At 69.0% G+C, this 25,111-nt stretch carries 27 protein-coding genes and 1 pseudogene; 17 read left to right on the top strand and 11 right to left on the bottom strand.

Annotated features, from left to right (window positions below; all coding sequences use genetic code 11):
- Nucleotides 1-21: 21 nt before the first annotated feature.
- From ACFOMD_RS09410 to ACFOMD_RS09400, 3 genes are read right to left on the bottom strand one after another with little or no spacing between them, the layout of a single operon-like run.
- Nucleotides 22-1,536 carry a YifB family Mg chelatase-like AAA ATPase gene (locus ACFOMD_RS09410; RefSeq protein WP_380860347.1) on the bottom strand — a complete coding sequence of 505 codons (1,515 nt, stop codon included), beginning with the start codon at nt 1,534-1,536 and terminating at the stop codon, nt 22-24.
- Nucleotides 1,537-1,593: 57 nt separating this feature from the next.
- Nucleotides 1,594-2,133: a RidA family protein gene (locus tag ACFOMD_RS09405; protein ID WP_380860344.1), complete on the bottom strand. Its 540-nt coding sequence runs from the start codon at nt 2,131-2,133 to the stop codon at nt 1,594-1,596.
- Nucleotides 2,133-3,089, bottom strand: a complete 957-nt coding sequence (locus ACFOMD_RS09400; RefSeq protein ID WP_380860341.1) for a creatininase family protein — start codon at nt 3,087-3,089, stop codon at nt 2,133-2,135. Before ACFOMD_RS09400 ends, ACFOMD_RS09405 begins: the two co-directional genes overlap by 1 nt.
- A 102-nt stretch (nt 3,090-3,191) precedes the next feature.
- Here ACFOMD_RS09400 and ACFOMD_RS09395 point away from each other — a divergent pair, with 102 nt between their 5' ends.
- The 8 genes and pseudogenes from ACFOMD_RS09395 to ACFOMD_RS09360 all read left to right on the top strand — a co-directional run bounded on the left by ACFOMD_RS09395 (nt 3,192) and on the right by ACFOMD_RS09360 (nt 7,678).
- Complete coding sequence (locus ACFOMD_RS09395; RefSeq protein ID WP_380860338.1) at nt 3,192-3,473, top strand: hypothetical protein; 282 nt, start codon at nt 3,192-3,194, stop codon at nt 3,471-3,473.
- A 66-nt stretch (nt 3,474-3,539) separates the two neighbouring features.
- A complete protein-coding gene (locus tag ACFOMD_RS09390) occupies nt 3,540-3,815 on the top strand; it encodes a hypothetical protein (protein ID WP_380860335.1) in 276 nt (91 codons plus the stop codon).
- An 85-nt stretch (nt 3,816-3,900) separates the two neighbouring features.
- On the top strand, nt 3,901-4,035 hold the full coding sequence (gene rpmH / locus ACFOMD_RS09385) for a 50S ribosomal protein L34 (RefSeq protein WP_380860333.1): 135 nt from the start codon (nt 3,901-3,903) through the stop codon (nt 4,033-4,035).
- Between the two features lie 70 nt (nt 4,036-4,105).
- Nucleotides 4,106-4,366 (top strand): annotated as a pseudogene (gene rnpA, locus ACFOMD_RS09380) (ribonuclease P protein component); the annotation flags it as partial.
- The gene (gene yidD / locus ACFOMD_RS09375; RefSeq protein WP_380860330.1) at nt 4,363-4,590 is read left to right on the top strand and encodes a membrane protein insertion efficiency factor YidD; all 228 of its coding nucleotides are present in this window, start codon (nt 4,363-4,365) and stop codon (nt 4,588-4,590) included. The pseudogene rnpA and the gene yidD, both read left to right, overlap by 4 nt.
- Before the next feature lie 14 nt (nt 4,591-4,604).
- Entirely contained in the window at nt 4,605-6,365 is a 1,761-nt protein-coding gene (gene yidC, locus ACFOMD_RS09370; protein ID WP_380860327.1) for a membrane protein insertase YidC, read from the top strand.
- 2 nt (nt 6,366-6,367) lie between these two features.
- Complete coding sequence (gene yihA, locus ACFOMD_RS09365; RefSeq protein WP_380860392.1) at nt 6,368-7,006, top strand: ribosome biogenesis GTP-binding protein YihA/YsxC; 639 nt, start codon at nt 6,368-6,370, stop codon at nt 7,004-7,006.
- Nucleotides 7,007-7,024: 18 nt separating this feature from the next.
- On the top strand, nt 7,025-7,678 hold the full coding sequence (locus ACFOMD_RS09360) for a glutathione S-transferase family protein (protein ID WP_380860324.1): 654 nt from the start codon (nt 7,025-7,027) through the stop codon (nt 7,676-7,678).
- Here ACFOMD_RS09360 and ACFOMD_RS09355 read toward each other — a convergent pair.
- Nucleotides 7,675-9,582: a TonB-dependent receptor domain-containing protein gene (locus ACFOMD_RS09355; protein WP_380860321.1), complete on the bottom strand. Its 1,908-nt coding sequence runs from the start codon at nt 9,580-9,582 to the stop codon at nt 7,675-7,677. The genes ACFOMD_RS09360 and ACFOMD_RS09355 overlap by 4 nt on opposite strands.
- A gap of 65 nt (nt 9,583-9,647) precedes the next feature.
- Here ACFOMD_RS09355 and ACFOMD_RS09350 point away from each other — a divergent pair, with 65 nt between their 5' ends.
- On the top strand, nt 9,648-10,520 hold the full coding sequence (locus tag ACFOMD_RS09350) for a LysR substrate-binding domain-containing protein (protein ID WP_380860318.1): 873 nt from the start codon (nt 9,648-9,650) through the stop codon (nt 10,518-10,520).
- Here the strand turns inward: ACFOMD_RS09350 and ACFOMD_RS09345 are convergent.
- A complete protein-coding gene (locus ACFOMD_RS09345; protein ID WP_380860315.1) occupies nt 10,517-10,972 on the bottom strand; it encodes a TlpA family protein disulfide reductase in 456 nt (151 codons plus the stop codon). The two genes, ACFOMD_RS09350 and ACFOMD_RS09345, sit on opposite strands and share 4 nt — an antisense overlap.
- A 127-nt stretch (nt 10,973-11,099) precedes the next feature.
- Here ACFOMD_RS09345 and argH point away from each other — a divergent pair, with 127 nt between their 5' ends.
- The 7 genes from argH to ACFOMD_RS09310 are packed head-to-tail and all read left to right on the top strand — an operon-like array spanning nt 11,100 to nt 18,493.
- On the top strand, nt 11,100-12,467 hold the full coding sequence (argH, locus tag ACFOMD_RS09340) for an argininosuccinate lyase (RefSeq protein ID WP_380860312.1): 1,368 nt from the start codon (nt 11,100-11,102) through the stop codon (nt 12,465-12,467).
- The gene (locus ACFOMD_RS09335; RefSeq protein WP_380860309.1) at nt 12,467-12,700 is read left to right on the top strand and encodes a lipoprotein; all 234 of its coding nucleotides are present in this window, start codon (nt 12,467-12,469) and stop codon (nt 12,698-12,700) included. The genes argH and ACFOMD_RS09335 overlap by 1 nt, the downstream gene beginning before the upstream one ends.
- An 8-nt stretch (nt 12,701-12,708) precedes the next feature.
- Nucleotides 12,709-13,977: a diaminopimelate decarboxylase gene (gene lysA / locus ACFOMD_RS09330; protein WP_380860306.1), complete on the top strand. Its 1,269-nt coding sequence runs from the start codon at nt 12,709-12,711 to the stop codon at nt 13,975-13,977.
- Nucleotides 13,978-13,980: 3 nt separating this feature from the next.
- The gene (locus ACFOMD_RS09325) at nt 13,981-16,329 is read left to right on the top strand and encodes a DUF4175 family protein (RefSeq protein ID WP_380860303.1); all 2,349 of its coding nucleotides are present in this window, start codon (nt 13,981-13,983) and stop codon (nt 16,327-16,329) included.
- 38 nt (nt 16,330-16,367) lie between these two features.
- Complete coding sequence (galU, locus tag ACFOMD_RS09320; protein ID WP_380860300.1) at nt 16,368-17,243, top strand: UTP--glucose-1-phosphate uridylyltransferase GalU; 876 nt, start codon at nt 16,368-16,370, stop codon at nt 17,241-17,243.
- Between the two features lie 10 nt (nt 17,244-17,253).
- A complete protein-coding gene (locus ACFOMD_RS09315) occupies nt 17,254-17,970 on the top strand; it encodes an alpha/beta hydrolase (protein WP_380860297.1) in 717 nt (238 codons plus the stop codon).
- A gap of 25 nt (nt 17,971-17,995) precedes the next feature.
- Nucleotides 17,996-18,493 (top strand): DUF6265 family protein, encoded by a 498-nt coding sequence (locus ACFOMD_RS09310; protein WP_380860294.1) that lies wholly within the window; start codon nt 17,996-17,998, stop codon nt 18,491-18,493.
- A gap of 29 nt (nt 18,494-18,522) precedes the next feature.
- On the opposite strand, the gene ACFOMD_RS09305 is transcribed toward ACFOMD_RS09310, so the two are convergent.
- The 6 genes from ACFOMD_RS09305 to ACFOMD_RS09280 all read right to left on the bottom strand — a co-directional run bounded on the left by ACFOMD_RS09305 (nt 18,523) and on the right by ACFOMD_RS09280 (nt 24,583).
- The gene (locus ACFOMD_RS09305; RefSeq protein ID WP_380860291.1) at nt 18,523-18,930 is read right to left on the bottom strand and encodes a F0F1 ATP synthase subunit epsilon; all 408 of its coding nucleotides are present in this window, start codon (nt 18,928-18,930) and stop codon (nt 18,523-18,525) included.
- Nucleotides 18,930-20,399: a F0F1 ATP synthase subunit beta gene (gene atpD, locus ACFOMD_RS09300; protein ID WP_380860288.1), complete on the bottom strand. Its 1,470-nt coding sequence runs from the start codon at nt 20,397-20,399 to the stop codon at nt 18,930-18,932. The genes ACFOMD_RS09305 and atpD overlap by 1 nt, the downstream gene beginning before the upstream one ends.
- Before the next feature lie 26 nt (nt 20,400-20,425).
- Nucleotides 20,426-21,325, bottom strand: coding sequence for a F0F1 ATP synthase subunit gamma (locus ACFOMD_RS09295; RefSeq protein WP_380860285.1), 900 nt, complete (start codon nt 21,323-21,325; stop codon nt 20,426-20,428).
- 133 nt (nt 21,326-21,458) lie between these two features.
- Nucleotides 21,459-22,988: a F0F1 ATP synthase subunit alpha gene (atpA, locus tag ACFOMD_RS09290; protein WP_380860282.1), complete on the bottom strand. Its 1,530-nt coding sequence runs from the start codon at nt 22,986-22,988 to the stop codon at nt 21,459-21,461.
- Nucleotides 22,989-22,990: 2 nt separating this feature from the next.
- Nucleotides 22,991-23,545: a F0F1 ATP synthase subunit delta gene (locus ACFOMD_RS09285; RefSeq protein WP_380860279.1), complete on the bottom strand. Its 555-nt coding sequence runs from the start codon at nt 23,543-23,545 to the stop codon at nt 22,991-22,993.
- 156 nt (nt 23,546-23,701) lie between these two features.
- Nucleotides 23,702-24,583, bottom strand: a complete 882-nt coding sequence (locus ACFOMD_RS09280; protein WP_380860277.1) for a class I SAM-dependent methyltransferase — start codon at nt 24,581-24,583, stop codon at nt 23,702-23,704.
- A 106-nt stretch (nt 24,584-24,689) separates the two neighbouring features.
- Between ACFOMD_RS09280 and ACFOMD_RS09275 the strand changes: the two genes are divergently transcribed.
- Nucleotides 24,690-25,109 carry an Lrp/AsnC family transcriptional regulator gene (locus ACFOMD_RS09275; protein WP_380860274.1) on the top strand — a complete coding sequence of 140 codons (420 nt, stop codon included), beginning with the start codon at nt 24,690-24,692 and terminating at the stop codon, nt 25,107-25,109.
- The last annotated feature ends 2 nt before the right edge of the window (nt 25,110-25,111 follow it).

Raw genomic sequence — 25,111 nt, 5'->3', positions numbered from 1 at the left:
TCCGTCCTTCGTCACGCTCGTTCAGTTGACCGGCGCACGCCGCCGATAGCTCAGCGCCTCGGCGACATGCACCCGCCCCACCGTCTCCGCACCTGCCAGATCGGCAAGCGTACGGCTGACCCGCAGCACGCGGTGATAACCGCGCGCCGACAAACGCATCGCCTCGGCGGCCTGCGCCAGCAGCTTGCCGCCCGGCTCGTCGGGGGTCGCGACGGCTTCGAGCAGCTTGCCGTCGGCCTCGGCGTTGGTGCGGACACCGCCGTGATCGGCGTAGCGCGCCGTCTGGATGGCGCGAGCGGTAGCCACGCGCGCGGCCACGTCGGCGGAGGTTTCGGCGGGCGGCGGCAGCGCGAGGTCGGCGGCGGACACCGCCTGCACGTCGACGTGCAGGTCGATGCGGTCGAGCAACGGCCCCGACACCCGCGCCTGATAGTCGGCGGCGCAGCGCGGCGCGCGCGAGCAGGCCAGCGCCGCGTCGCCCAGATGCCCGCATTTGCAGGGGTTCATCGCGGCGATGAGCTGGATGCGTGAGGGATAGCTCACATGCGCATTGGCGCGGGCGACGACGATGGCGCCGGTCTCCAGCGGCTGGCGCAGCGAATCGATCACCGGGCGCTGGAATTCGGGCAGCTCGTCGAGGAACAACACACCGAGATGCGCGAGGCTGACCTCGCCGGGCCGCGCCTTGGCCCCGCCGCCGACCAGCGCCGGCATCGACGCCGAATGATGCGGCGCGCGATAGGGCCGGCGGCGCAGCAGGCGGCCGCCTTCCAATTGCCCGGCGACCGAGGCGACCATCGACACCTCGAGCGCTTCCTGCGGGCTCAATTCGGGCAGGATGCCGGGCAGGCAGGCGGCGAGCAGCGATTTGCCCGCCCCCGGCGGCCCGACCATCACCAGATTGTGGCCGCCGGCCGCCGCGATCTCCAGCGCGCGCTTCGCGGTCTCCTGCCCCTTCACCTCGGCGAGGTCGGGGCCGTTCCAGCTACTGTCCGCCACCGCGCGTTCGGGCGGGGCGAGCAGTTGCGCGCCCTTCAGATGGTTGATCAGCGACAGCAGGTCGGGCGCCGCCAGCACCTCGATGCGCCCTGCCCACGCCGCCTCGCCGCCCTGCGTCACCGGGCAGATGAGCCCGAGATCCTTCTCCGACGCGTGCAACGCCGCCAGCAGCACGCCCGGTACCGGCGCCAACCGCCCGTCCAATCCGAGCTCGCCGATCACCACATAGTGTGACAGCGCCTCGGCATCGACGACGCCCATCGCCGCGAGCAACCCCATGGCGATGGCGAGGTCGAAATGGCTGCCTTCCTTCGGCAGGTCGGCCGGCGACAGGTTGACGGTGATGCGCTGGAAGGGAAGCGCGAGGCCGATCGCCGCCAGCGCGGCGCGCACCCGCTCCTTCGATTCGTTGACCGCCTTGTCGGCAAGGCCGACGACGTTGAAGGCGTGCATCCCGCCCTTGGCGACCTGCACCTGCACATCGACGCTGCGCGCCTCCAACCCCAGGAACGCCACGGTGGTAACGTGAGCGACCATCGATCCCCCTTTGTTCCGGCGCAGATTAGGGGGACAATCAGAAAAGTCGATGCCGGATTACGCCTGTACCTCCACTGTCGCGGCGATGGAGACCGCCGCGTCGCGCGACATCGCCTTGATGCCGATCGCCGAGCGGCTGGAGCGGCCGATGTCAGCGCCGAATACCTCGATGAGGACGGCGGTGGCGCCGTTCATCACGCTCGCCTGATCGTAGAAGCCGTCGGCCGAGGCGACATAGCCGACCATGTTGAGGATCTGCGTCACCGGCGCGAGCGTGCCGCCGAGTTCGTTGTAGATCGTCTCCAGCATCGCCAGCGCCGCCGCGCGCGCCGCCTGCTGCCCCTGCGCCAAAGTCAGCTCGCCGCCGACCTTGCCGCGGAAATCGGGCTGGCCGTCGGTGCGCGCGGTGGTGGTGGACAGGTAGAGAATGCGACCTGAGCGGCGCGCCGGGACATAGTCGCCGATCGGCTGCGCGGGACGCGGCGCCCGGCCGAGCAGCTTCAGGAAGCGCTGATCGACCTCCGGCACGGCAGCGAGGACCGCGCGCGGCGCAACGGCCAGCGCGAGGCCGGCGGCGAGCAAATGGCGGCGGTCCATCACTTGGTCCCCGACGGGCGAAGCTTGTTCCAGGCCTCGATGAACTGCACCGTCGCATCCACCCGGCGGGTGATGTTGGCCTTGCCGCGCTCGGCAGTGGCGCTCGCGAAGTCGGCAACGCCCCAGACGCCGGTCGCGGTCATCTCGCGCGTCGAGGTCTTCTTGCCGGTTTCCTTCGCCTTCAGCCCCTCGGCGAGGAACACCAGCTTGGCGGTCGGGTCCTCGGCAACCACCTGCGGCAGCATCTTCTGCATATGCTCGGGCAGCTTCAGCGGCGCGGTCTTCGCCTTCGACATGTCGAGGAGGTTGGGTGTCAGGTAGAGCGAGGAACTGGTCTCCGGCGTGCCGCCATGGCGGTCGAACACCGGCGTTGCCGCTACCGGCGGCTTCGCGCCTTCCGCCCCGCGCATCTTCGCCAGATAGGGCTGGATCGCCTCGCCGACCTCGACGGCGATGCCCGGCGTCTCCTGGTTGACGCGGTCGACGATGAAGCGCGTCGTCGCGGCGTTGCCGCCATGGCCGTTGAGCAGCAGGAAGCGCTTGAAGCCGTGCTGGATCAGGCTCTGCACCGCCTCGAAATAGACCTTCTGGATCGTTTCGGCGGGCAGGCTGATCGTGCCGGGAAAGCCCATGTGATAGGGTGAATTGCCGGGCAGCAGGATCGGCGCGACGAGGATGTCGGCCTTCTGCGCGATCAGCTTGGCTTCCTCGTTGCTGTTGAGGAAATCGGTGCCGATGGGGCCATGGAGGCCGTGCTCCTCCATCGCGGCGACGGGAATGATGACGAGGTCGCTGCGCATCAGCAGGTCGGCGACCTCCGGCCAGCTCATGTGCGGCAGGTAGTTCTTCACCTTCTGTTCGTGCCAGATCGGGCTGGTCGGCGGATCGGCGGCCAGCACCGGCGTCGCCCCCAGCATCGCGCCGGCCACGGCCGCCACACGGATGAAATCGTTCATCGCCTATTCTCCCGTCCCAGATCGACGAACAGCTTAGGATGCCCGATGGGCCGAGGCCAAGGCAGCTTACCGGGCGGCGGTGCGTTTCCTACATCGACCGCTATGACCGCCTATCGTCCCCGCTTCCTGCGCAGCCCGACGCTGCGGATCGCCCAGCTCGTCGCCGGCGGGCTGCTGATGATCCTCGGCCCGCTGATCGGCGGGCCCGTGCCGGGGCCGTGGGGCGTCATCGCTTTCGCCGCCGGCCTGACCCTGGTGCTGCGCAGCTCGGCCTGGGCCAAGCGGCGCTATGTGATGTTCAAGCGCCGCCACCCGCGCTGGGGTCATTGGAGCGACGTGGCGCTCCGCCGCCGGCCGTGGCGGCTGTCACCCGACCCGCGCTGACATAAATTCACCGCAGAGTTGCGTATCTAAGGGCGCATGCCCGCCCCCACCCCATTCAGCCGATTCATGCGCAGCCCGCCGATGCGGATGCTGCAGATCGGGATCGGCGCGATTCTCGTCATTTTCGGGCCGCTGATCCTCGGGCCGACGACGCCGGGACCGTTCGGCTTGCTGTCTTTCGGGGCCGGGCTTGTCCTACTGCTGAGAAACTCGCGCTGGGCGCGGCGGCGCTATGTGATCCTCAAGCGGCGGCACCCGCGGTTCGGCAAGGTCGCCGAGCTGGCATTGCGCCGGCGCCGCGGCGTCAAACCGCCTGTGGCGCCGGTGGCGGCAGAGGTTTGACTTTCGCCGAAGTCGCCGCTATCTCGCCGCTTCCGATTTTCAGGTCGCCGCGTGGCGGCCCGCTTGCCGTTTTTGAGGACGTACAATGAAGCGCACCTATCAGCCGAGCCGCCTGGTCCGTAAGCGTCGCCACGGTTTCCGTAGCCGCATGGCGACCGTCGGTGGCCGCAAGGTGATCGCCGCGCGCCGCGCCAAGGGCCGCAAGTCGCTCTCGGCCTAATACGCTCGACACGCTCACCCAGCGCCGCGACTTCCTCGCCGCCAACCGCGGCCGCCGATTCGCGACTCCGGGCTTCGTCCTGCTGATCAACGACCGCCGCGATTCGGATGATCGCATGCGCGTCGGCTTCACCGTCACCAAGAAGATCGGCAATTCGGTGGTGCGCAACCGCTGCAAGCGGCGGCTGCGCGCGCTGGCGCGCGAGGTGATCGCCGCGGCCGGCCGCCCCGGTGCTGACCATGTGCTGGTCGGCCGGGACGACACGCCGACCCGCGATTTCGCCGTGATGAAGGCCGATCTCGAAGCGGCGCTGGCGAAAGCGGCGCGATGATCGCCAGGCTGCTGATCGGCGTCGCGCGCCTCTGGCAGCTGACCTTTTCCGCGGTGCTGCCACCGACCTGTCGCTTTCAGCCCTCATGCTCCGCCTACGCCATCGAAGCGCTGCGGCGCTTCGGAGCCTTGAAGGGGTGCGGCTTGGCGGCTAGGCGGATCGCGCGCTGTCACCCTTGGGGCGGTTCGGGCTATGACCCGGTGCCGCCGAAGCCAGAGTCCTAAAAAGGTCCCTCCACGTGAACGAACAGAAGAACCTCATCCTCGCGATCGTCCTGTCGGCGGTCGTGCTGTTCGGCTGGAGCGCGATCTCCGAGCGCTATTTCCCGACCGCCAACCCGCCCGCGACCAAGATCGAGGACGGCAAGGAGGTCGTCATTCCCAAGCCCGGCGCCGATCCGGCGGCCGACACCATCACCGCGATCCGCGACCGTGCGACCGTGCTGGGCGAGACGCCGCGCGTGCCGATCCGCACCGATCGCCTGACCGGCTCGATCAACCTCACCGGCGCGCGCATCGACGATCTGGTGCTGACCAATTACCGCGAGACCATCGCCAAGGGCTCGCCGAACATCCGCCTGCTGTCGCCCTCGGGGTCGCCCAAGGCCTATTTCGCCGGCTTCGGCTGGTCGGGCGCTAGCGGCCTGCCGGGACCGGACACCGTCTGGCAGGCGCCGCAGGGCGCGGTGCTGTCGGTCGGCAAGCCGGTGACGCTGACCAGCGCCAACGCCGGCGGGCAGAGCTTCGCGATCACCATCGCGATCGACGAAGACTATATGTTCACGGTCACGCAGCGCGTCACCAATGGCGGTACGCAGGCGCTGGTGGCGCGGCCCTACGGCCTCGTGTCGCGCGTTGGCGCCTCGACCGATCCTGACAGCTGGACCGCGCATGTCGGCCCGATGGGCGTGTTCGACGACCGCGTGAACGACGTGAACTGGGAGGATGTGCGCGAGGCCGCCAACCGCACGATGGACTTCACCAGCACCGGCGGCTGGCTCGGCTTCTCCGATAAATATTGGCTGACCGCGCTGGTTGCCGGCAAGGGTACGCCGATCGAGGCGAGCTTCCGCCAGTCGTCCGGCGACCGCTTCCAGGCGGACGCGGCGGGCAAGCCGGCCATCGTCGGCCCCGGCCAGGCGGCGAGCAGCTCGATGCGCCTGTTCGCCGGCGCCAAGGAAACCGCGCTGCTCGACCATTATATGGACGACACCGGCGTACCCCTGTTTGACCGCGCCATCGACTGGGGCTGGTTCGACTTCATCGCCAAGCCGATCTTCTACCTGCTCGACTGGCTGTTCCGCATGTTCGGCAACTTCGGCGTGGCGATCATCGGCCTTACCGTCATCGTTCGAATCCTGCTGTTCCCGATCGCCAACAAGCAGTTCGCCTCGATGGCGCGCATGCGGCAGATCCAGCCGCGAATGAAGGCCATCCAGGAGCGGCACAAGGAAGACAAGCTGCGCATGCAGCAGGAGATGATGGCGCTGTACAAGACCGAGAAGGTCAACCCGATGGCGGGTTGCCTGCCGATCCTGCTGCAGATCCCGATCTTCTACGCGCTCTACAAGGTGCTGCTGCTCACCATCGAAATGCGACACCAGCCGTTCGTGCTGTGGATCCGCGACCTGTCGGCGCCCGATCCGATGACGCCGCTCAACCTGTTCGGCCTGCTCGATTTCACGCCGCCGCAGTTCATCGCCATCGGCGTGCTGCCGATCCTGCTCGGCATCACCATGTGGCTGCAGCAGAAGCTCAATCCGCAGCCGATGGACGAGATCCAGGCGAAGGTGTTCGGCATCATGCCGTGGATCTTCATGTTCATCATGGCGCCGTTCGCCGCCGGCCTTCAGCTCTACTGGACGGTCAACAACATCATCTCGATCGGCCAGCAGTACGTGCTGATCCGCAAGCACCCGGCGCCGGCCGCCGACACGGTGATCGAGGCGACCGCCACGCCGGCCCCGGCGCCGACCCGCCCGGCAAGGCGGAAGAAGTGACGATAGAGGAAGCGGAAGCCGCCGAGCGGATCGAGGCGGCGCGCAAGCTGTTCGCCGGGCCGATCGCCTTCCTGAAGTCGGCGCCGGGCCTGCAGTTCCTGCCCGATCCCGACGTGCCCGAAGTGGCCTTCGCCGGCCGCTCGAACGTCGGCAAGTCGTCGCTCTTGAACGCGCTCACCGGCCGCAACAGCCTGGCGCGCACCTCGAACACGCCGGGGCGCACGCAGGAGCTGAACCTGTTCGACGTCGGCGATCCGATCGTCTTCCGGCTGGTCGACATGCCCGGCTATGGCTTTGCCGAGGCGCCCAAGGACGTGGTGCGCAAGTGGAAGCATCTGGTGAACGATTATCTGCGCGGCCGCGCCACGCTGAAGCGCGTGCTGCTGCTGATCGACAGCCGCCACGGGCTGAAGCCGGTCGACGGCGAGATCATGGACCTGCTCGACAAGGCGGCGGTCAGCTATCAGGTCGTCCTCACCAAGGGTGACAAGATCAAGCCGACCGAGTTGGAGGCGACGCGCCTCAAGGTCGCCGACGGCGCCCGCACCCACCCGGCCGCGTATCCAGAAGTGCTCGCGACCAGTTCGGAAAAGGGCTTCGGCATCCCCGAGCTGCGCGCCGCCGTTCTCGCGTCCATCTAGACCCCGGAGACCTCACCCGTGCTGAAGATCATCGTCGGCAACAAGCGCTACTCCTCCTGGTCGTTGCGCGGGTGGCTGGCGGTGAAGCATGCGGGGCTGCCGCACGAAGAGCGGGTGATCCCGATGTGGACGCCCGAATATGAGGCGGCGAAGGCGGACGGCCTGCTGCCCTCGGGCAAGGTGCCGACCTTGTGGGACGGCAGCGACGTCGTCGTCTGGGACAGCCTCGCCATCACCGACTATCTCGCCGACAAGGTCGGTGGCGACCGCTTCTGGCCTGCAGATCCCGCGGCGCGTGCTTTCGCGCGCTCGATCTCGGCAGAAATGCATTCGAGCTTCAGCGCGCTGCGCCAGCAGTGCGGCATGAATCTGGGGCGCCATTATCCGAATTTCGCGGTCAGCGCCGAGACGCGGGCCGACATCGATCGGATCACGGCGCTGTGGACCGAGGCGCGCACCCGCTTCGGCGCCGGGGGCGACTTCCTGTTCGGCGCGTTCGGTGCCGCCGACATCATGTTCTCGGCGGTGGTCACCCGCTTCGTCACCTACGACATCGAGCTGCCGCCGGTGGCGCAGGCCTATGTCGAGGCGATGGTGGCGCAGCCATTCATGCGCGAGTGGAAAGCCGGCGCCGACGCCGAGACCATCATCCTCGAGAAGTACGAACTCTAGAAATCGACGGTCAGCCGGGCGACCAGCTGGCGCGGCTCGAGATAGGTGAAGGCGTTGCTGCCCGACACCTCCCACGCATAGGTGTTGAGCAGGTTGGTCGCCTGAAGTCGTAGCACGGCGGGCCGGCTGTCGAGCCGGAAGCGGTAGCGCAGGCCGAGGTCCACGCTGGTGTAGCTGTCGACCCGCACCCCGTTGGCAATGTCGCCGCGCATCGCCCCCTTGTGGTCGGCTGACAGGTCGAACGAAAGCGCCGTGAGCGGCCGCCACTCAACGCTGGCGGTGAGCATGCGCGACGCCGCGCCCACCGGCCGCTTGCCCACCGTGCCCGCATCGACCTCGTCGCCGGACAGCTCGGCATCGAGCAGAACGCCGCCCGCCACAAGGGTCCAGCCCTCCGCCGGTGATCCGGTCACCGACGCTTCCAGCCCACGATGGCGGATGGTACCGAGCCGTCGGAAGAGACTGGCGCCGTCGAGACCGTAATAGGGTTTCTCGATCTCGAAACCGCCCGCGATCAAGGTCATCGGCCCGGCCCGCAGCCGGACGCCGGCATCGACCTGACGGGTGCGGACGGCGGGCGGCGCCTCGTCGCGGTTGAGCGCGATGTCGGGCGCCACCTCGCTCTCCTCCAGCCCGCGCGTGTAGCTGCCGTAGAGCGCCAGCGGCCCGGCGATCTCGACGGTGGCGGCGGCGTTGAACAGCCACGGCTTCTCGCGCGACACCGGCAGCGCCCCCGCCGGCGCCTCGACCGACTTGCGATAATGGCTGCGTTGCAACCCGAGGTTGAGCTGCCCGACACCCGCGACGCTGCCCTCATAGGCGAGGCCCGCCGTCCATTGCCGCACCTGATCGTCGCTCTGCGCGCCGAAGGTGACGGCGGGACGGTCAACGAAATCGGGCTGGTCGAACGGCGCGGGGCGCAGCGCAATGCGTGTCGAGCCGCCGTATATGCGCCGCTGCGAACGGCCGCGCGCGATGAATCGCAGGTCGTGCACCAGCGCGCCCGTCTCGAACCGCCGCGCCACGCCGATCTCGCCGCTGGTCGAGCGGTTCGAACGCGGCGGGATCGCCACCACCGTCCGCGCGGCGAGCACGCCCGGCGTCGCCGCGTTGATCAGCATGCTGTGGCCTTCGTGCACGATGTTGACCGAGCGGAACACGCCGCCGCGCAGGCCGAAGTCGCCGAGGATCGTCCGCCCGATCCCGCCATAGGTGAAACGCTCGCTTTCGACGTCGGCCCACGGCTGACCGACGAAGCGGCGGCGCGTCATGCGCGGCGGGGTCGCCGTGCCGTTGCCGATGATGATCGGGTAGATGTCCTCGTCGCTGGTGCGGCCGCGGCTCCAGAAGGGCTGGACCTCGGTCGTATCGTCGGGGCGCCATACGGCGGTCACCATCAGGTTGAGGATGTCGGCATTGTTGCCCGAGGCATACTCGCTGCGGCTGAAGCTGGCGCCGCCGCCGATGTCGAGGGTGCGCCCGGCCAGTGGCAGCATCGCGTCGGCCTCGACCAACGCGCCGCCGAAGCTCGTGGCCTGGCTGACGAGGCTCAGCACTGTCGCCTCTCCCGGCGTGCGCAGTCGATAGTCGACGATGCCCGACGGCGCCGGGAAGGCATAGCCGATCGCCGAGGGGCCGACGCGGATGCGGTTGCCCTCGACGAGGCGCGACGACAGGTCGGCCTGCCGGTCCATGTAGAGCCCCTCGACGCGGACGTTGCCGGCCTTCAGCGGCGAGAAGCCGCGCACGTCGTAAGTGCTGTAGACGCCGAGGTCCTCGCCGCCGTCGTTGGAGCCGAAGGCGTCCTCGGCATCGGCGACGGCATTGTCGTCGACGCGCTGGGCGTGGGCGGTGGTGGCAAGGGCGAAGGGGATCGCGGCGAAGAGAAGCAGGGTGAAGCGCATGCCCCGGATGTAGCGGCGCGGGTGAATTGACATAGTGCACCGTTCGCCAGCAAGCTGTGCATGATATGCACAACTTGCCCCTGCCGCCGCTCGACGGGCTCAGCGCGCTTCTCGCGGCGGCGGACGGCGGCTCCTTCTCCGCCGCCGCCGAGGCGCTGGGGTTGACGCACGGCTCGGTCAGCCGGCGGATCGGCGCGCTGGAGGCGTGGCTCGGCACGCGGCTGTTCGAGCGGCACGGGCGCGGCGTCCGCCTGACTCCCGCCGGCCAGCGCTTCGCCAAGGAGGCGCGCGCGGCGCTCGGCACCCTGCAGCGCGGTGCCGAGCCGTGGCGGCCGTGGAAGGGGCGGCAGACGGTGAAGCTCAGCGCCGTGCCGTCCTTCGCCCGGCTCTGGCTACTGGCGCGCCTCAGCGAAATCGAGCGCGGCGACCTGCATATCGACCTGATCGTCGACCACCGCACCAGTGACCTCAACGCGCGCGAGGCCGACGTCGCGATCCGCTATGGGCGCGGCCAGTGGGACGGCCTCGACGCGCGGCGGCTGTTCGGCGAGACGCTGGCTCCAGCCGCCGCGCCGGCGCTGGCCGACCGATTAGGCGCCGACGCCCGCGCCGACGAGCTGCTCGCGAATCCGCTGCTCCACGATTCCGACGCCAGCCAGTGGCGGGCGTGGCTGGCCGAGGCGGGGGTGCGGTATCGCCCACGCTGGCAGGACCGCCGGTTCGAGGACTACGATACCGTCGTCGCCGCCGCCAAAGCCGGCCTCGGCATCGCGCTGCTGCGCCAGCCGCTGGCCAGCGCCGCGCTCGAGCGTGGGACGCTGCGCAAGGTCAGCGCTCGCGCCATCGCCAATCCGGCGGCGCATTTCATTTGCCTGCGCCGCGACGAGAGCCGCCTGCCGGTGCTGGAGGTCGCGAACCGCCTCGCGGCGCTTGCCTAGCTCTTCAGCAACGCGGCGACCTCGGGCTGATCCCATTCCAGTGGGCCGTTGACCCGCCAGACCTCCTTGCCCTGCGCGTCATAGAGGATGCTGACCGGCAGCCCCTTGGCGCCGACCGCCAGCGCCCATTCATTGGGCTGGTCGAGATAGGGAATCAGCGTCGCGAACTTGCCGGGCGCGAAGAATTTGTCGACGGCCTTCCAGCCTTCGAGATCCTGGCTGATCGGCAGCACGACGAGCTTGCCCTTCTCCTGCGCCGCCAGCCGGTCGAGCGCCGGCATCTCGGCAAGACAGGGCGCGCACCAGGTCGCCCACAGGTTCACCAGCACCGGCGTGCCCTTGAACGCGGCGAGCGTCGTCGCCTTCTGGTGCCGGTCGACGAACACCCCGGTTACCGGAAAGGGCTTGCCCGCCTGGCTGCGGTCGATCTTCTCGGCTGCCGTCTTTGTCACGGCCACGGGGGCAGCGGGTTGCGGCGTTTCCGCCTTTTGCGTATCGGCTGGCGTCGCGGCATCGCAGGCGCCGAGGCCCAGTAGCAGGAGCGCTCCCATCAACGATCGCACATCAAACTCCCATGCCATGTGGGGCGGTCGGTTCGCCGACGGCCCGTCTGCAGTGATGCGCGAAATTAACGCCTCGATCCCATTCGACAAGCGATTGTGGCGGCAGGACATCGCCGGATCGAAAGCGCATGCCCGAATGCTGAAGGCGCAGGGCATCGTCGGCGCGGAGGATGCCGACCGCATTCTTGAGGGGCTCGATGCCATCGAGAAGGAATATGAAGCGGGCGGCCTCGTCGAGAATCTGGCGCTCGAAGACATCCACATGCATGTCGAGGCGCGGCTGGCCGAGCTGATCGGCCCGGCCGCCGGCCGCCTGCACACCGCGCGCTCGCGCAACGATCAGGTCGCGATCGACTTCCGCCTGTGGGTTCGCGACGCCGTCGACGCCATCGACGCCGGCCTCGCCGCCTTCCAGCGCGCGCTGCTGACTCGCGCGGAGGAGCATGCCGCGACGATCATGCCCGGCTTCACCCATCTGCAGGTGGCGCAGCCGGTGACGCTCGGCCACCATCTGATGGCCTATTTCGAGATGGCGAAGCGCGATCGCAGCCGCTTCGCCGACGCCCGCGCGCGGATGAACGAAAGCCCCTTGGGCGCCGCCGCGCTCGCCGGCACCTCTTTCCAGCTCGACCGCGAAGCGACCGCGACGGCGCTTGGCTTCGCGCGTCCGACCGCCAACTCGCTCGACAGCGTCTCCGACCGCGATTTCGCGCTGGAATTCCTGTCGGCGGCGGCGATGACCGGGCTGCACCTCTCCCGCCTCGCCGAGGAGATCGTGATCTGGGCGAGCCAGCCCTATGGCTTCATCTCGCTGCCCGACGCCTTCTCGACCGGCAGCTCGATCATGCCGCAGAAGCGCAACCCCGACGCCGCCGAGCTGGTGCGCGGACATTCGGGGCGGCTGCTCGGCGCCTTCCAGGCGCTCGCCGTCACCATGAAGGGCCTGCCGCTCGCCTATTCGAAGGACATGCAGGACGACAAGGAGCCGGCGTTCCAGGCCTATGACACCCTGGCGCTGTGCCTCGCCGCGATGACCGGCATGGTCGAGACCCTGACGTTCAACACCGACCGCATGCGCGCCGCCGCCGCGGGCGGCTTCTCGACCGCCACCGACCTAGCCGACTGGCTGGTCCGTGTCGCCGGCGTGCCGTTCCGCGAGGCGCATCACATCACCGGTCGCGCCGTGAAAGCGGCGGAGGATGCGGGCGTGCCGCTGCCCGACCTGCCGCTCGCCACCCTGACCGCCATCGATGCGCGGATCGATGACCGCGTGTACGAAGTGTTGTCGGTCGAGGCGTCGGTCGCCAGCCGCACCAGCTTCGGCGGCACCGCGCCCGACGGCGTGCGCGCCCGCATCGCCGACGCTAGGCGGGAGATCGGTTGATGCGTACCGCCGCCCTGATCGCGCTGGCCTTGCTCGCCGCCTGTGGCCGCAAGGCCGACCTGCAGCCCGCTGACGGCACGCTGCCGCCCGCGCCCTATGGCGCACCGGCACCCGCCACCGTTACGCAGATGCTCGAGCCGCCGACGCAGGCGGCGCCCGAGCGCGTCGACGACCCGATCAAGCGGTCGGAGGAACGGCCGGACGACCCCTTCGACCTGCCGCCGCCGCAATAAGGATCGCCGTGGACCATTTCGACTATCGCGGCGGCGTCCTCCACGCCGAGGACGTCAACCTCGAGGCCTTGGCCGCCGAGGTGGGCACACCCTTCTACTGCTATTCGGCGGCGACGATCGAGCGCCACTACCGGGTGTTCCGCGAGGCGCTGTCGGCGCTCGACGATCCGCTGGTTGCCTATGCGGTGAAGGCCAATCCGAACCAGAGCGTGATCGCCACGTTGGCGAAGCTCGGCGCCGGCGCCGACGTGGTGTCGATCGGCGAGGTGAAGCGCGCGCTCGCCGGCGGCGTGCCGCCCGAGCGCATTGTCTTCTCGGGCGTCGGCAAGACCGCCGACGAGATGGCCGCTGGGCTCGATGACGGCATCTATCAGTTCAACGTCGAATCGGAGACCGAGGTCGAGACGCTGTCCGCCGTTGCGACCCGCCTCGGCCGCACCGCCGCCGTCGCCTTCCGCCTCAACCCCGACGTCGACGCCGGCACGCACGCCAAGATCTCGACCGGCAAGGCGGAGAACAAGTTCGGCATCCCGATGGAGCGCGCCGGCGCCGCCTATGCGCTCGCCGCCCGCCTGCCCGGCGTCGAGGCGATCGGCGTTGCCGTCCACATCGGCAGCCAGCTCACCTCGCTCGCGCCACTTGAGCGCGCTTTCACCCGCGTCGGTACCTTCATCACCGAGCTGCGCGCCGCCGGCCACCGCATCGAGCGCGCCGACCTCGGCGGCGGTCTCGGCGTGCCCTACGACCCGAGCCTGCCTGAGCCGCCGACGCCGGCCGAATATGGCGCGATGGTCGCCCGGCTGACGCAGGGCTGGGACGTGCGGCTGATCTTCGAGCCCGGCCGGCTGATCGTCGGCAATGCCGGCATCCTCGTCACGCGCGTCGTGCGGCTGAAGACCGGCGGCACCACCTGCTTCGTCATCGTCGATGCCGCGATGAACGACCTGCTGCGCCCGAGTCTCTACGACGCCTACCACTCGATCCAGGCGGTGCGGCCGAGGAACGACCGCATCACCGCGACCGTGGTCGGCCCGGTGTGCGAGACCGGCGATACCTTCGCCGAGGGCCGCGAGCTCGACAGCGTCGAGGAAGGCGATCTGCTCACCTTCATGACCGCCGGCGCTTACGGCGCGACGATGGCGTCGACCTATAATTCGCGCGCGCTGACCCCCGAGGTGATGGTGAGCGCCGAGCGCTGGGCGGTGATCCGCCCGCGTCAGTCGATCGAGGCGCTGCTGGCGCTTGACCACCCCGCCCCCTGGCTGAACGGCGACTAAGCGATGGACGCGGGCCTGCCGATCAGCCGCCTGCCCGCGACTGCCGAACGCCTGTTGCTGCCCGCTGCCACGCTGCTGTGGCTGGAACGGGCGTGGACGCGACATCTAAAATGGATCGCGGTCGGCTGGACGATCTGGCTGGCGCTTTCGCTGATGGGCCCGGCGACCAGCCTGCCCGGCGAGTTGCGCGTCACCCTGCTTTACGGGCTCGCGCTCGGCACCGCCGCCGCGCTGTTCCTCGCTGTCCGCGACGTGCCGCTGTCGACCCGCGCCGAGGCTTTACGGCGGCTGGAGGCGGCGAGCGGGACGAAGCGCGGCAGCCTGTCGCTTCTCGACGAACGGGCGGTCGACCTGTCCGACCCGGTTGCGGTGCGGCTGTGGGCGCGGGCGCGAGCGCAGGCGACGCCGAAGCATCTGCGCCTGGGCTGGCCGCACCTCAAGCTCGACGATGCGGAGCGCTATGGCCTGCTACCGCTGCTCGCCACCGCGCTGCTGATCGGCGCACTGCTAGCCAAGGATGCATGGGCCGACCGCATCAGCGAGGGCTTCTCGCCTTACGCCGTCAGCCTCGCCGACCTTCGCGTGACCGTCACCGTCGAGCCGCCGCCCTATGCCGGCCGGCCGCCGCGCACCTTCACCTACGGCGCCGGCAGCCGCGAGGTCGAGGCGCTGGCGGGCAGCCGGATGACCTTGCGCATCGAGGGGCCGGCGGGCGATTGGCGACTGTCCAGCGCCGACGGCATCGTGCCGGTGCATGACGGGCGTGTCGCAGTGAAGATCGGCGAGGAGGGCCGCTACGACCTTCGTTTCGGCAAGCGGGTGGCGGCGCGTCTCGACGTTCGCTTTGCTGCCGATCTGGTGCCGACGATCCGCTTCGACGGGGTGCCACAGACCGCCCCTACCGGCGCGCTGCGCGTTGCCTGGCAGGCGCAGGACGATCATGGCGCGATGGCGGTGGCGCTGGAGATGCGGCGCGGCGGCGCCCTCCGCCGCGTGCCGCTCGACGGGGCGGTGCGCAACGGCCGCGGCGCCAGCTTCGCCGACCTCACCGCCGATGCCTTTGCCGGCGAGGTGGTGGCGCTGCGGCTGACCGCGCGCGACGGCGGCGGCCAGACCGGCCATTCGGCGGTGATGATGCTGCGCCTGCCTGAACGGCGCTTCCTGCATCCGGTGGCAAAGGAGATCATCGCGATCCGCAAGGGCCTGATCCGCGATCCCGCGAACCGCGTTCCGGCGGGCGACAAGCTGACCGACCTCGCGTCGCAGCCAGCCGACTATGGCGGCGACCTCGCGGTGTTCATCGGGCTGCGTGCGGCGGCGATGCGCCTCGCCTATGACAGCGAGGATGTGCGCGCGCTGTCGGCGATCCGTCTGCTGTGGGACATCGCGGTCGATCTGGAGGATCGCGGCGCGAGCCGGGCGATGGACGACATGCGGCAGGCGATGGACGAGCTGGCGCAGCGCATGGGATCGGCGAACGATACCGATACCGCCGCGATGCTCGACCGGCTGACCGCCGGCATGGGCGACTATCTGCGCCGCCAGGTCGAGGCGATGCAGGCGCAGCCCGGATCGCCGGGCACTGCGGGGGCAGGCATGTCGCTCGACCTCTCCTTCCTCGACGCGATGATGCAGGATCTGCGCGACCGGCTGGCGGCCGGCGACAAAGAGGGCGCGCAACAAGCGCTCGCCAATCTGCGCCGATTGATGGAGAGCCTGCAGTTCGGTAGCGGCGGCGGTGATCCGGCAATGGCGAAGCGGGCGCAGGCAGCGGCACAGGCCGCCGAGACGGCGCGCGACCTCGGGGCGCAGCAGCGCGACTTGCAGGCCGACACCATTGCCGAGAGCGTCCGCCGTGCCGTCACCGGCCGACAAGGTGCGATGGCGGGCCTCGCCGAGACGCAGGGCGATCTGGAGGCGGCGACGCGTGCCCTGCAAGCAGAGGTCCGCACATCCGGGTTACAACCACCCCCCGCGCTCGCCCGCGCCGGGCAGGCGATGCAGGCCGCCCAGCGTGCGCTGACGCAGGGTAATCAGGGTGACGCAATGCTGGCGCAGGAGCAGGCGCTGTCCGCGCTCGGCGAGGCGGCGCAGGTGCTCGACCGGCAGGCGCAGGCGATGCAGCGCGCGGCGGGCGGCGCGATGGCGGCGCAGCCGGGCACGCCGGGCTCTGGCGTCGATCCGCTCGGCCGACCGGGCAGTGGTTTCGGCCAGGGGCTGGTCAAGTTGCCCGACGAGGACCGCTTGCGCCGCGTTCAGGCGATCCGCAAATTGCTGGAGGAGCGCGCCGCCGATCCGCAGCGGTCGGAGGAAGAGCGCGCCTATTACTTACGTTTGCTAAAGCGTTTCTGACCTAGCGTGGCGTCATGACGGACAGGGGATTCTGATCGATGGCTTCAAAGCCGGTGCGCAAGGCGGTTTTCCCGGTGGGCGGCATGGGGACGCGCTTCCTGCCCGCCACCAAGGCCATCCCGAAGGAGATGCTGCCCGTCGTCGACCGGCCGCTGATCCAATATGCAGTCGATGAAGCGCTGGCCGCCGGCATCGAGCAGCTGATCTTCGTCACCGCGCGCGGCAAGAATCCGCTCGAGGATTATTTCGACGTCGCCGGCGAGTTGGTCGCGACGCTGGGCGCGCGCGGCAAGGCGCAGGCGCTCGCCGACCTCGAAGGCACGCAGCTCACCCCCGGCAACATCGCCTACGTCCGCCAGCAGGAGCCGCTCGGCCTCGGCCACGCGGTCTGGTGTGCGCGCCACATCGTCGGCGACGAGCCCTTCGCGGTGCTATTGCCCGACGAGCTGCTGTGGTCGCCCGAATCGCCCTGCCTGAAGCAGATGGTTGAGGCGTATGGCAAGGTCGGCGGCAACATCCTCGCGGTGATGGAAGTGCCGCGCGAGCACACCAACCGCTACGGCATCATCACGCCGGGCCGTACCGATGGGCCGCTGACCGAGATGACCGGCATGGTCGAGAAACCGAAGCCCGCCGACGCACCGTCGCGGCTCGCCGCCGTCGGCCGCTATATCCTGCAGCCGGAGGTGATGGACGTGCTGTCGGCGCACAAGCGCGGCGCCGGCGGCGAGGTGCAGCTGACCGATGCGATGGCCGAGCTGATCGGCAAGCAGCCGTTCCACGGCTACACCTATGCCGGCCGCCGCTTCGACTGTGGCGACAAGGCGGGGCACATCAACGCCAATATCGCGCTGGCGCTGGAGCGCGCCGACATCGGCGACGAGGTCCGCGCCTTCATCGCGACGCTGAAATAAGGAGACGGGCATGGCGACGACCCTCGAACCGCCCTCGAAACCCCGGCTGTTCGCCGAGCTTCGCGCCTTTCCCGAATATATCCGCTACGGTGCCGAGAAGCGGTCGCTGCGCCAGCTTCCGGCAGGTGACGGCCATCCGGTGATGGTGTTCCCCGGCCTCGCCGCCAACGACCGGCTGACCGCCCCCCTGCGCCGCAGCATCGCCGCGCTCGGCTATCCGGTGACCGGCTGGGAGCTTGGCCGCAACCTTGGCCTCCGCAGGGGTGTGCTCGATGCGATGCTGGCGCGCTTGCGCGGCTGGCACGACCAGCATGGCCGCAAGGTGTCGCTGATCGGCTGGAGCCTCGGCGGCCTCTATGCGCGCGAGCTTGCGAAGATGGAGCCCGAGCGCGTGCGGCAGGTGATCACGCTCGGCACGCCGAGCGTCGGCGATCTGCGCGCCAACAATGCCTGGCGGCTCTATGAGGCGCTCAACGACCACAAGGTCGATGCCGTACCGATCGACAGCGCGCTCCACGAATGCCCGCCGGTGCCGATCACTTCGATCTACAGCCCCGACGAGGGCATCGTGCCGCCCGGCGCCGCGATGATCCCCGAGGGCGGGCAGCGCGAGAATATCGCCGTCGATGGCAGCCATATCGGCCTGCCGTGGAACCCCGATGTCATCCGGCTGGTGCTCGACCGGCTGGCGCTGCCCGAGGGCGGGTGGCGCGCCTACCGCGGCTGAGGTAGCTTCCCGGCCGGGAGGCTTCATGAGAGTGAGTCGCATCGCCGCCGCCGCCGGGTTGGGGTGGCTGCTGGTTGCCGGCGCCGCGGTCGCTGCCGATTCGCCGACCATCGACGCGCTCGACTGGCTGTCGGGCGACTGGGTCAGCGAGCGCGACGCACGCTGGACCGAAGAGCATTGGACGCACCCGCGCGGCGGCGCCATGCTCGGCCTCGGCCGATCGGGCAAGGAAGCGCGCATGCTCGGCTTCGAGCTGATGCGCATCACCACCGAGACCGACGGCAGCATTATCTTCTGGGGCGCGCCCGGCGGTCGGCGGCCGGTACCGTTCAAGCTGGTTTCGCAAAACGGGACCGAAGTCGCCTTCGAGAACCCGCAGCACGGCTTCCCTAAGCGCATTGCCTACAAGCGCGAGGGCGACCGGCTGACCGCGACGGTGAGCGGCGGCGACGAATCCGCCAAGAGCTGGACATACGAACGCCGGCACGAAGCGGTGAGCCCCGGCCGGCGTTCGAAGAACTGATCGCTCCGCTTAAGGCGGAGCCCCAAGTCTTAGTTGGTGATCGTGGCCTGCATCGCCTCGAAGCGGGCGATGCGACGCTCGGCGACGATGCGCTCGGCATCGGTCTTCGCGTCGCGCAGATCCTCACGCGCATTGGCAAGATCGCGGGCGATCGCTTCCGGCTGAAGCTCTTCCACCGGCACCGCCGCTTCGGCGAGGATGGTCAGGCCGCGCTCGTTCACCTCGGCGAAGCCACCGTCGATGAAGATGCGCGCCGGCGCCGAACCGGCCTCGGCGAACACCTGGATGGCGCCGGGGCGGATCGTCGACATGAAGGGCGCGTGGCCGGCGAGGACGCCGAAGTCACCCTCGGTGCCCGGCACCACGACCATATGCACCGCCTCCGAGCGCAGCGCGCGCTCGGGCGACACGAGGTCGAACTGGAGCTTGTCGGCCATCAGGCCGCCTCGGCCGCCAGGCGCTGCGCCTTCTCGATGACCTGCTCGATGGTGCCGACCATGTAGAAGGCGGCCTCGGGCAGATGGTCATACTCGCCGGCGACGAGGCCCTTGAAGCCCTTGATCGTGTCTTCCACCGACACGAACACGCCCGGCGAACCCGTGAAGATTTCGGCGACGTGGAACGGCTGCGACAGGAAGCGCTGGATTTTGCGGGCGCGGCTGACGGTGAGCTTATCCTCTTCCGACAGCTCGTCCATGCCGAGAATGGCGATGATGTCCTGCAGCGACTTGTAGCGCTGCAGCACTTCCTGGACCGAACGGGCGACCTCGTAATGCTCGACGCCGACGGTGCGCGGCTCGAGCACGCGCGAGGTCGAGTCGAGCGGATCGACCGCCGGGTAGATGCCGAGCTCGGCGATCTGGCGCGACAGCACGGTCGTGGCGTCAAGGTGGGCGAACGAGGTGGCCGGCGCCGGATCGGTAAGATCGTCGGCGGGCACGTAGATCGCCTGCACCGAGGTGATCGAGCCCTTGTTCGTCGAAGTGATGCGCTCCTGCAGCTGGCCCATGTCGGTCGACAGGGTCGGCTGATAGCCCACCGCCGACGGAATGCGGCCGAGCAGCGCCGACACTTCCGAACCCGCCTGGGTGAAGCGGAAGATGTTGTCGACGAAGAACAGCACGTCCTGGCCTTCCTGGTCGCGGAAATATTCCGCGATGGTCAGGCCCGACAGCGCGACGCGGGCGCGGGCGCCCGGCGGCTCGTTCATCTGGCCGAACACCAGCGCGACTTTCGAGCCCTCCGAGATGGCGTTGCCATCGGCGTCCGACGCGATGACGCCGGCTTCGAGGAACTCGTGATAGAGATCGTTACCCTCGCGGGTGCGCTCGCCGACGCCGGCGAACACCGAGGTGCCGCCGTGGCCCTTGGCGATGTTGTTGATCAGCTCTTGGATCAGCACGGTCTTGCCGACGCCGGCGCCGCCGAACAGGCCGATCTTGCCGCCCTTCGCGTACGGGGCGAGCAGGTCGATGACCTTGATGCCGGTGACGAGGATGGCGGTCTCGGTCGACTGGTCGACGAAGAGCGGGGCCTCGGCGTGGATCGGGGCGCGCTGCGATTCACCGATCGGGCCACGCTCGTCGATCGGCTCGCCGATGACGTTCATGATGCGGCCGAGCGTCTTCGGGCCGACCGGCACGGTGATCTGCGCGCCGGTGTTGGTCACCGGCTGGCCGCGGACGACGCCGTCGGTCGAGTCCATCGCGATGGTGCGGACGGTCGATTCACCGAGGTGCTGCGCAACCTCGAGCACGAGGCGGCGGCCGTCGACGGTCGTCTCCAGCGCGCTGAGGATCTCCGGCAGCGCGCCTTCGAACGACACGTCGACGACGGCGCCGATGACCTGCGCGATGCGGCCGGCGTTATTGGGGGTCTGCTGCGCGGTGGCGGGCTTACGAGCCATGGTCTGTTTCCTTCGCCTCTAATCCGTCAGAGCGCTTCGGCGCCCGAGATGATCTCGATGAGTTCCTTGGTGATCGCGGCCTGACGCGTCCGGTTGTAGGTGATGGTCAGGCGGTTGATCATGTCGCCGGCGTTGCGGGTCGCATTGTCCATCGCGGTCATGCGCGAACCCTGCTCCGACGCGGCGTTTTCCAGCAGCGCGCGGAACACCTGGATGGCGACGTTGCGCGGCAGCAGCTCGGCGAGGATCGACTCCTCGTCGGGCTCATATTCGACGGCGGCAGGCACCGCGCCGGCAGCAGCGGTGTTCGCCGCGGCCTCGGTTGCGGTCGGCAGCGCCACCGGGATGATCTGCTTTTCGGTCGGCTCCTGCACCAGCGCCGACTGGAAGCGGGCGTAGAACAGGTGCGCGACGTCGAACTCGCCCGCTTCATAGCGAGCGATCAGATCCTCGGCGACGCCCGACGCGTCGGCGAAGCCGAGCTTCTTCACGGCCGACAGATCGACCTGATGGACGAAGCTGTCGCGATAGGTGCGCGCCAGCGGGGCGCGGCCCTTCTTGCCGACGAGGTAGAATTTCACCGTCTTGCCCTGGGCAAGGAGCTGCTCCGCCTTGCGGCGCGCGGCACGGACGATGTTGGTGTTGAACGCGCCCGCGAGGCCACGCTCCGAGGTCGCGACCACCAGCAGATGCACCTGGTCCGCGCCGGTGCCGGCGAGGAGCTTCGGCGACTGCGGGCCGACGACGACGCGGCTGCCCAGCGAGGCCAGCACCGCGTTCATGCGCTCGGCGTAGGGACGCGCGGCTTCCGCCGCTTCCTGCGCACGGCGCAGCTTGGCGGCGGCGACCATCTTCATCGCCTTGGTGATCTTCTGGGTCGACTTCACCGAGGTGATGCGGACCTTGAGGCTCTTGAGGCTGGGCATGCCCACCTTCTCTTTGTCGTCATCCCCGCGAAGGCGGGGACCCAGTCCTACTTACAAACTGCCCGCTTCCGCCGGCGCTTATTTTTCGTGCTGGGTCCCCGCCTTCGCGGGGATGACGAGCACGAGCTGTCGATTAGGCGAAGGTGCGCGCGAACTCCTTGAGCAGGTCGTTAAGCTTGGCGCGGGTGTCGTCCGACAAATCCTTGCTGTCGCGGATCGCCGTCAGCACCGCCGCATGGTTCGCCCGCAGATGCGCCAGCAGCGACTCCTCGAAGCGGGTGACGTCCTTCGCCGGAATGCCGTCGAGATAGCCGTTCACGCCGGCGTAGATCGAGGCGACCTGCTCTTCGAACGGCATCGGCGCGAACTGCTTCTGCTTCAGCAGCTCGGTGAGGCGCTGACCGCGGTTGAGCAGCTTCTGCGTCGAGGCGTCGAGGTCCGAGCCGAACTGCGCGAACGCCGCCATCTCGCGATACTGCGCGAGCTCGAGCTTGATCGAGCCGGCGACCTTCTTCATCGCCTTGGTCTGCGCGGCCGAGCCGACGCGGCTGACCGAGAGACCGACGTTAATCGCCGGGCGGATGCCCTGGTAGAACAGCTCGGTCTCGAGGAAGATCTGGCCATCGGTGATCGAGATCACGTTGGTCGGAATGTAGGCCGACACGTCGCCGGCCTGCGTCTCGATGATCGGCAGCGCGGTCAGCGAGCCCGAGCCGTTGGCGTCGTTCAGCTTCGCCGCACGCTCCAGCAGGCGCGAGTGGAGATAGAACACGTCGCCCGGATAGGCCTCGCGGCCCGGCGGGCGGCGGAGCAGCAGCGACATCTGGCGGTAAGCGACGGCCTGCTTCGACAGATCGTCATAGACGATGACGGCGTGCATGCCGTTGTCGCGGAAGAACTCGCCCATCGTCACGCCGGCGTAAGGCGCGAGATACTGCAGCGGCGCCGGCTCTGAGGCCGTCGCGGCGACGACGATGGAATATTCCATCGCGCCATTCTCTTCGAGCGCGCGCACGATCTGCGCGACGGTCGAGCGCTTCTGACCCACGGCGACGTAGATGCAGTAGAGCTTCTTCGACTCGTCGTCGCCCTGGTTGACGCCCTTCTGGTTGATGAAGGTGTCGAGCGCGACGGCGGTCTTGCCGGTCTGGCGATCGCCGATGATCAGCTCGCGCTGGCCGCGGCCGACGGGCACCAGCGCGTCGAGCGCCTTGAGGCCGGTCTGCATCGGCTCGTGGACCGACTTTCGCGGGATGATGCCCGGGGCCTTCACCTCGACGCGGCGACGCTCCGACGAATCGATCGGGCCCTTGCCGTCGATCGGGTTGCCGAGCGCGTCGACGACGCGGCCGAGCAGGCCACGGCCGACGGGAACGTCGACGATGGTGCCGGTGCGGCGGACGGTGTCGCCTTCCTTGATCGCGCTGTCCGAGCCGAAGACCACGATGCCGACGTTGTCGACCTCGAGGTTCAGCGCCATGCCCTTGATGCCGCCGTTGAACTCGACCATCTCGCCCGCCTGGACGTTGTCGAGCCCGTAGACGCGGGCGATGCCGTCACCGACCGACAGGACCTGACCGACTTCCGAGACCTGCGCCTCGGTGCCGAAGTTGGCGATCTGTTCCTTGATGACCTGCGAGATTTCTGCGGCGCGGATGTCCATGGTTAGCCTTTCATCGCGAGCGCGAGATTGTCGAGTTTGGTTTTGATCGAGCTGTCGACCATGCGCGAACCGACGCGCACGACCAGACCGCCGAGAATCGCGGGATCGACCCGGAGATCGACGTTCACGTCACGGCCGAGGCTCGTCTTGAGCTTCGCCTTCAATGCGTCGACCTGCGTGTCGTCGAGCGGATGCGCCGAGGTGACCTCGGCGGTTGTTTCGCCGCGCGCATGGGCGGCGAGCTTGTTGAAATCGCGAATGATCGCGCCCAGCACCGACAGACGGCGCGCCTTGGCGAGAACGCCGAGGAAGTTGCGCGTCAGCGGGTCCAGCTTCATCGCATCGGCGGCGGCGAGCGTGGCGCGCAACGCTGCCTCGCGCCCGACGAGCGGACTGGTGGTGAGGGTGGCGAAATCGCCCGAATCGCTGAGCGCGGCCCGCAGCTTGCCAAGGCTCTGCGAAACGCTGTCGATCTGCTTCTGGTCACGCGCCAACTCGAACAATGCAGTGGCGTAGCGCCCTGCAAGCCCGGTGACGATGCCGCCTGAAATGTCCACGGACAACCCAATCGAAATCGGTATCGGAAGCGCTCGCCGGCAGGCGCTGAGAAGGCCCGCGCCACGAGCGAGGGGGGCACTAGCATGGGGTCCTGTATGTTGCAAGGCAGCGAGGACGCCCGGTCGCCCTGCAATTTGGCCGCAGCCCGGCGCCAGCTAGCGGATACCGCCGACACCCCAGGCGATCGGCTCGCCAGACCCCCGCCGCAGCACCGAAATATTCACCTCGCGCATGCCCGACAGCAGCGCGGCGAGCCAGGCGCCCATGCCGGGGGCGGATTTGGCGCTGCGTTCGAGGTGCGCCAGCAACGATATCTCGGGGCCGAAGTCGGCGATCAGTCTGTCCCACACCGCCTGCCGCTCGGCGCGCGTGCGCAAGACATGGCGGCCGAGGTGGTCGAGGAGCAGCGCCATCGACGGCTCGCCGGGGAATTGCGCCTTGAGTCGCTGCCGCTGGAAATCGACGCCTGCGGCATTCCCGCCCAGGAAGGCGGCGCGCATCTTTCCCGACAGCACTTCGCGGATCGCGCGCCGCCGCGTCCCGCCCTCGCGCAGGATTTCGCTCTGGTCGTGGTGGACGAGGAAACTGAAGCGGGCGCCGGCCTTCAGCACGCGCTCCAGCTCGCGCGCGATGCGTTCGATATCGCCATATTCGATGCCGAACAGGCTCACCGCCGCGTCGAAGCTGTCGTCCTCGAACGGCAGCGCCTCCATGCTCACCCACGGATGGATTGTGAGATTCGCCACCGGCGGCGTCGGCACGTCGGCCCAGTCGATTCCCGTGACCCGCAGATCGCCCCGGCGACGGAGCAGCGTCGACCCGACGATCCCCGCCCCGCAGGCCAGATCGATCACTTCTGCGGCGTGCGGCAGGCCATCGGCGAACGCCGCCCAGTGGCGATCGACGACCGGCCGCCCGTCGCCGGGGACGTAGCAGCGCTCGTGCGGCGCGTTGTCGGTGCCGACATCCTTCCAGAAGCTGGACCAGAGGCCGGCCGCAGTCGGGTCTGGGCGTGGGGTGGACAGGGCGGCGCGCATGCTTCTGCCTTCATCGGGGGCGTCGCCTGCCTGCTTGCCTTCGCGCCGCGCCGGTTTCATTGATCATTGCGACGGCGCGGGCGGCATTTTGCCGGTGGGAGCAGCGATGGACGACAAGGACAAGCTGCTGCTGAGCCTGCTCCGGCGCGACGCGCGCCGGCCGGTCGTGGCGCTCGCCCGCGACCTCGGCCTGTCACGCACCGCAACGCAGGACCGGCTGGCCAAGCTGCAGGCCTCGGGCGCCATCGCCCGTTTCACCATCGTCGAAGGCGACAGCCGCGCCCGCGAGACCGCCTATCTGATGGTCAAGCTCGACCGCGGCACCCGCTGCGTCCAGATCGCGCCAAGGGTACGGACGCTCCCCAACGTCGAGGCGATCCATTCGGTCACCGGCGCCATCGACATGATCGTCCGGGTGGCGGCGGAGCATGTGGATGGGCTGGAGAGGGCGCGGGCGGAGGTGGCCGGGCTGTCGGGCGTCGCCGAGGTCTCCACCCACGTCGTTCTCGAGCGATTGCTGGACTAGGC

The organism is Sphingoaurantiacus capsulatus, assembly GCF_042648405.1.
Classification (GTDB): Bacteria; Pseudomonadota; Alphaproteobacteria; order Sphingomonadales; family Sphingomonadaceae; genus Sphingoaurantiacus; species Sphingoaurantiacus capsulatus.
This window is presented reverse-complemented; position numbering and strand designations above follow the sequence as displayed.

Excerpts from the sequence above, each read along its gene's own strand:
- ACFOMD_RS09400 (WP_380860341.1), bottom strand. The coding sequence starts at position 3,089 with ATGAACGATTTCATCCGTGTGGCGGCCGTGGCCGGCGCGATGCTGGGG.
- ACFOMD_RS09350 (WP_380860318.1), top strand. The coding sequence starts at position 9,648 with ATGCACAACTTGCCCCTGCCGCCGCTCGACGGGCTCAGCGCGCTTCTC.
- ACFOMD_RS09280 (WP_380860277.1), bottom strand. The coding sequence starts at position 24,583 with ATGCGCGCCGCCCTGTCCACCCCACGCCCAGACCCGACTGCGGCCGGC.
- atpA (WP_380860282.1), bottom strand. The coding sequence starts at position 22,988 with ATGGACATCCGCGCCGCAGAAATCTCGCAGGTCATCAAGGAACAGATC.
- argH (WP_380860312.1), top strand. The coding sequence starts at position 11,100 with ATGTGGGGCGGTCGGTTCGCCGACGGCCCGTCTGCAGTGATGCGCGAA.
- ACFOMD_RS09295 (WP_380860285.1), bottom strand. The coding sequence starts at position 21,325 with ATGCCCAGCCTCAAGAGCCTCAAGGTCCGCATCACCTCGGTGAAGTCG.
- galU (WP_380860300.1), top strand. The coding sequence starts at position 16,368 with ATGGCTTCAAAGCCGGTGCGCAAGGCGGTTTTCCCGGTGGGCGGCATG.
- ACFOMD_RS09335 (WP_380860309.1), top strand. The coding sequence starts at position 12,467 with ATGCGTACCGCCGCCCTGATCGCGCTGGCCTTGCTCGCCGCCTGTGGC.
- ACFOMD_RS09395 (WP_380860338.1), top strand. The coding sequence starts at position 3,192 with ATGACCGCCTATCGTCCCCGCTTCCTGCGCAGCCCGACGCTGCGGATC.
- ACFOMD_RS09410 (WP_380860347.1), bottom strand. The coding sequence starts at position 1,536 with ATGGTCGCTCACGTTACCACCGTGGCGTTCCTGGGGTTGGAGGCGCGC.
- ACFOMD_RS09405 (WP_380860344.1), bottom strand. The coding sequence starts at position 2,133 with ATGGACCGCCGCCATTTGCTCGCCGCCGGCCTCGCGCTGGCCGTTGCG.
- rpmH (WP_380860333.1), top strand. The coding sequence starts at position 3,901 with ATGAAGCGCACCTATCAGCCGAGCCGCCTGGTCCGTAAGCGTCGCCAC.
- atpD (WP_380860288.1), bottom strand. The coding sequence starts at position 20,399 with ATGGCTCGTAAGCCCGCCACCGCGCAGCAGACCCCCAATAACGCCGGC.
- yidD (WP_380860330.1), top strand. The coding sequence starts at position 4,363 with ATGATCGCCAGGCTGCTGATCGGCGTCGCGCGCCTCTGGCAGCTGACC.
- ACFOMD_RS09310 (WP_380860294.1), top strand. The coding sequence starts at position 17,996 with ATGAGAGTGAGTCGCATCGCCGCCGCCGCCGGGTTGGGGTGGCTGCTG.
- ACFOMD_RS09275 (WP_380860274.1), top strand. The coding sequence starts at position 24,690 with ATGGACGACAAGGACAAGCTGCTGCTGAGCCTGCTCCGGCGCGACGCG.
- ACFOMD_RS09325 (WP_380860303.1), top strand. The coding sequence starts at position 13,981 with ATGGACGCGGGCCTGCCGATCAGCCGCCTGCCCGCGACTGCCGAACGC.
- ACFOMD_RS09355 (WP_380860321.1), bottom strand. The coding sequence starts at position 9,582 with ATGCGCTTCACCCTGCTTCTCTTCGCCGCGATCCCCTTCGCCCTTGCC.
- ACFOMD_RS09315 (WP_380860297.1), top strand. The coding sequence starts at position 17,254 with ATGGCGACGACCCTCGAACCGCCCTCGAAACCCCGGCTGTTCGCCGAG.
- ACFOMD_RS09390 (WP_380860335.1), top strand. The coding sequence starts at position 3,540 with ATGCGCAGCCCGCCGATGCGGATGCTGCAGATCGGGATCGGCGCGATT.
- ACFOMD_RS09305 (WP_380860291.1), bottom strand. The coding sequence starts at position 18,930 with ATGGCCGACAAGCTCCAGTTCGACCTCGTGTCGCCCGAGCGCGCGCTG.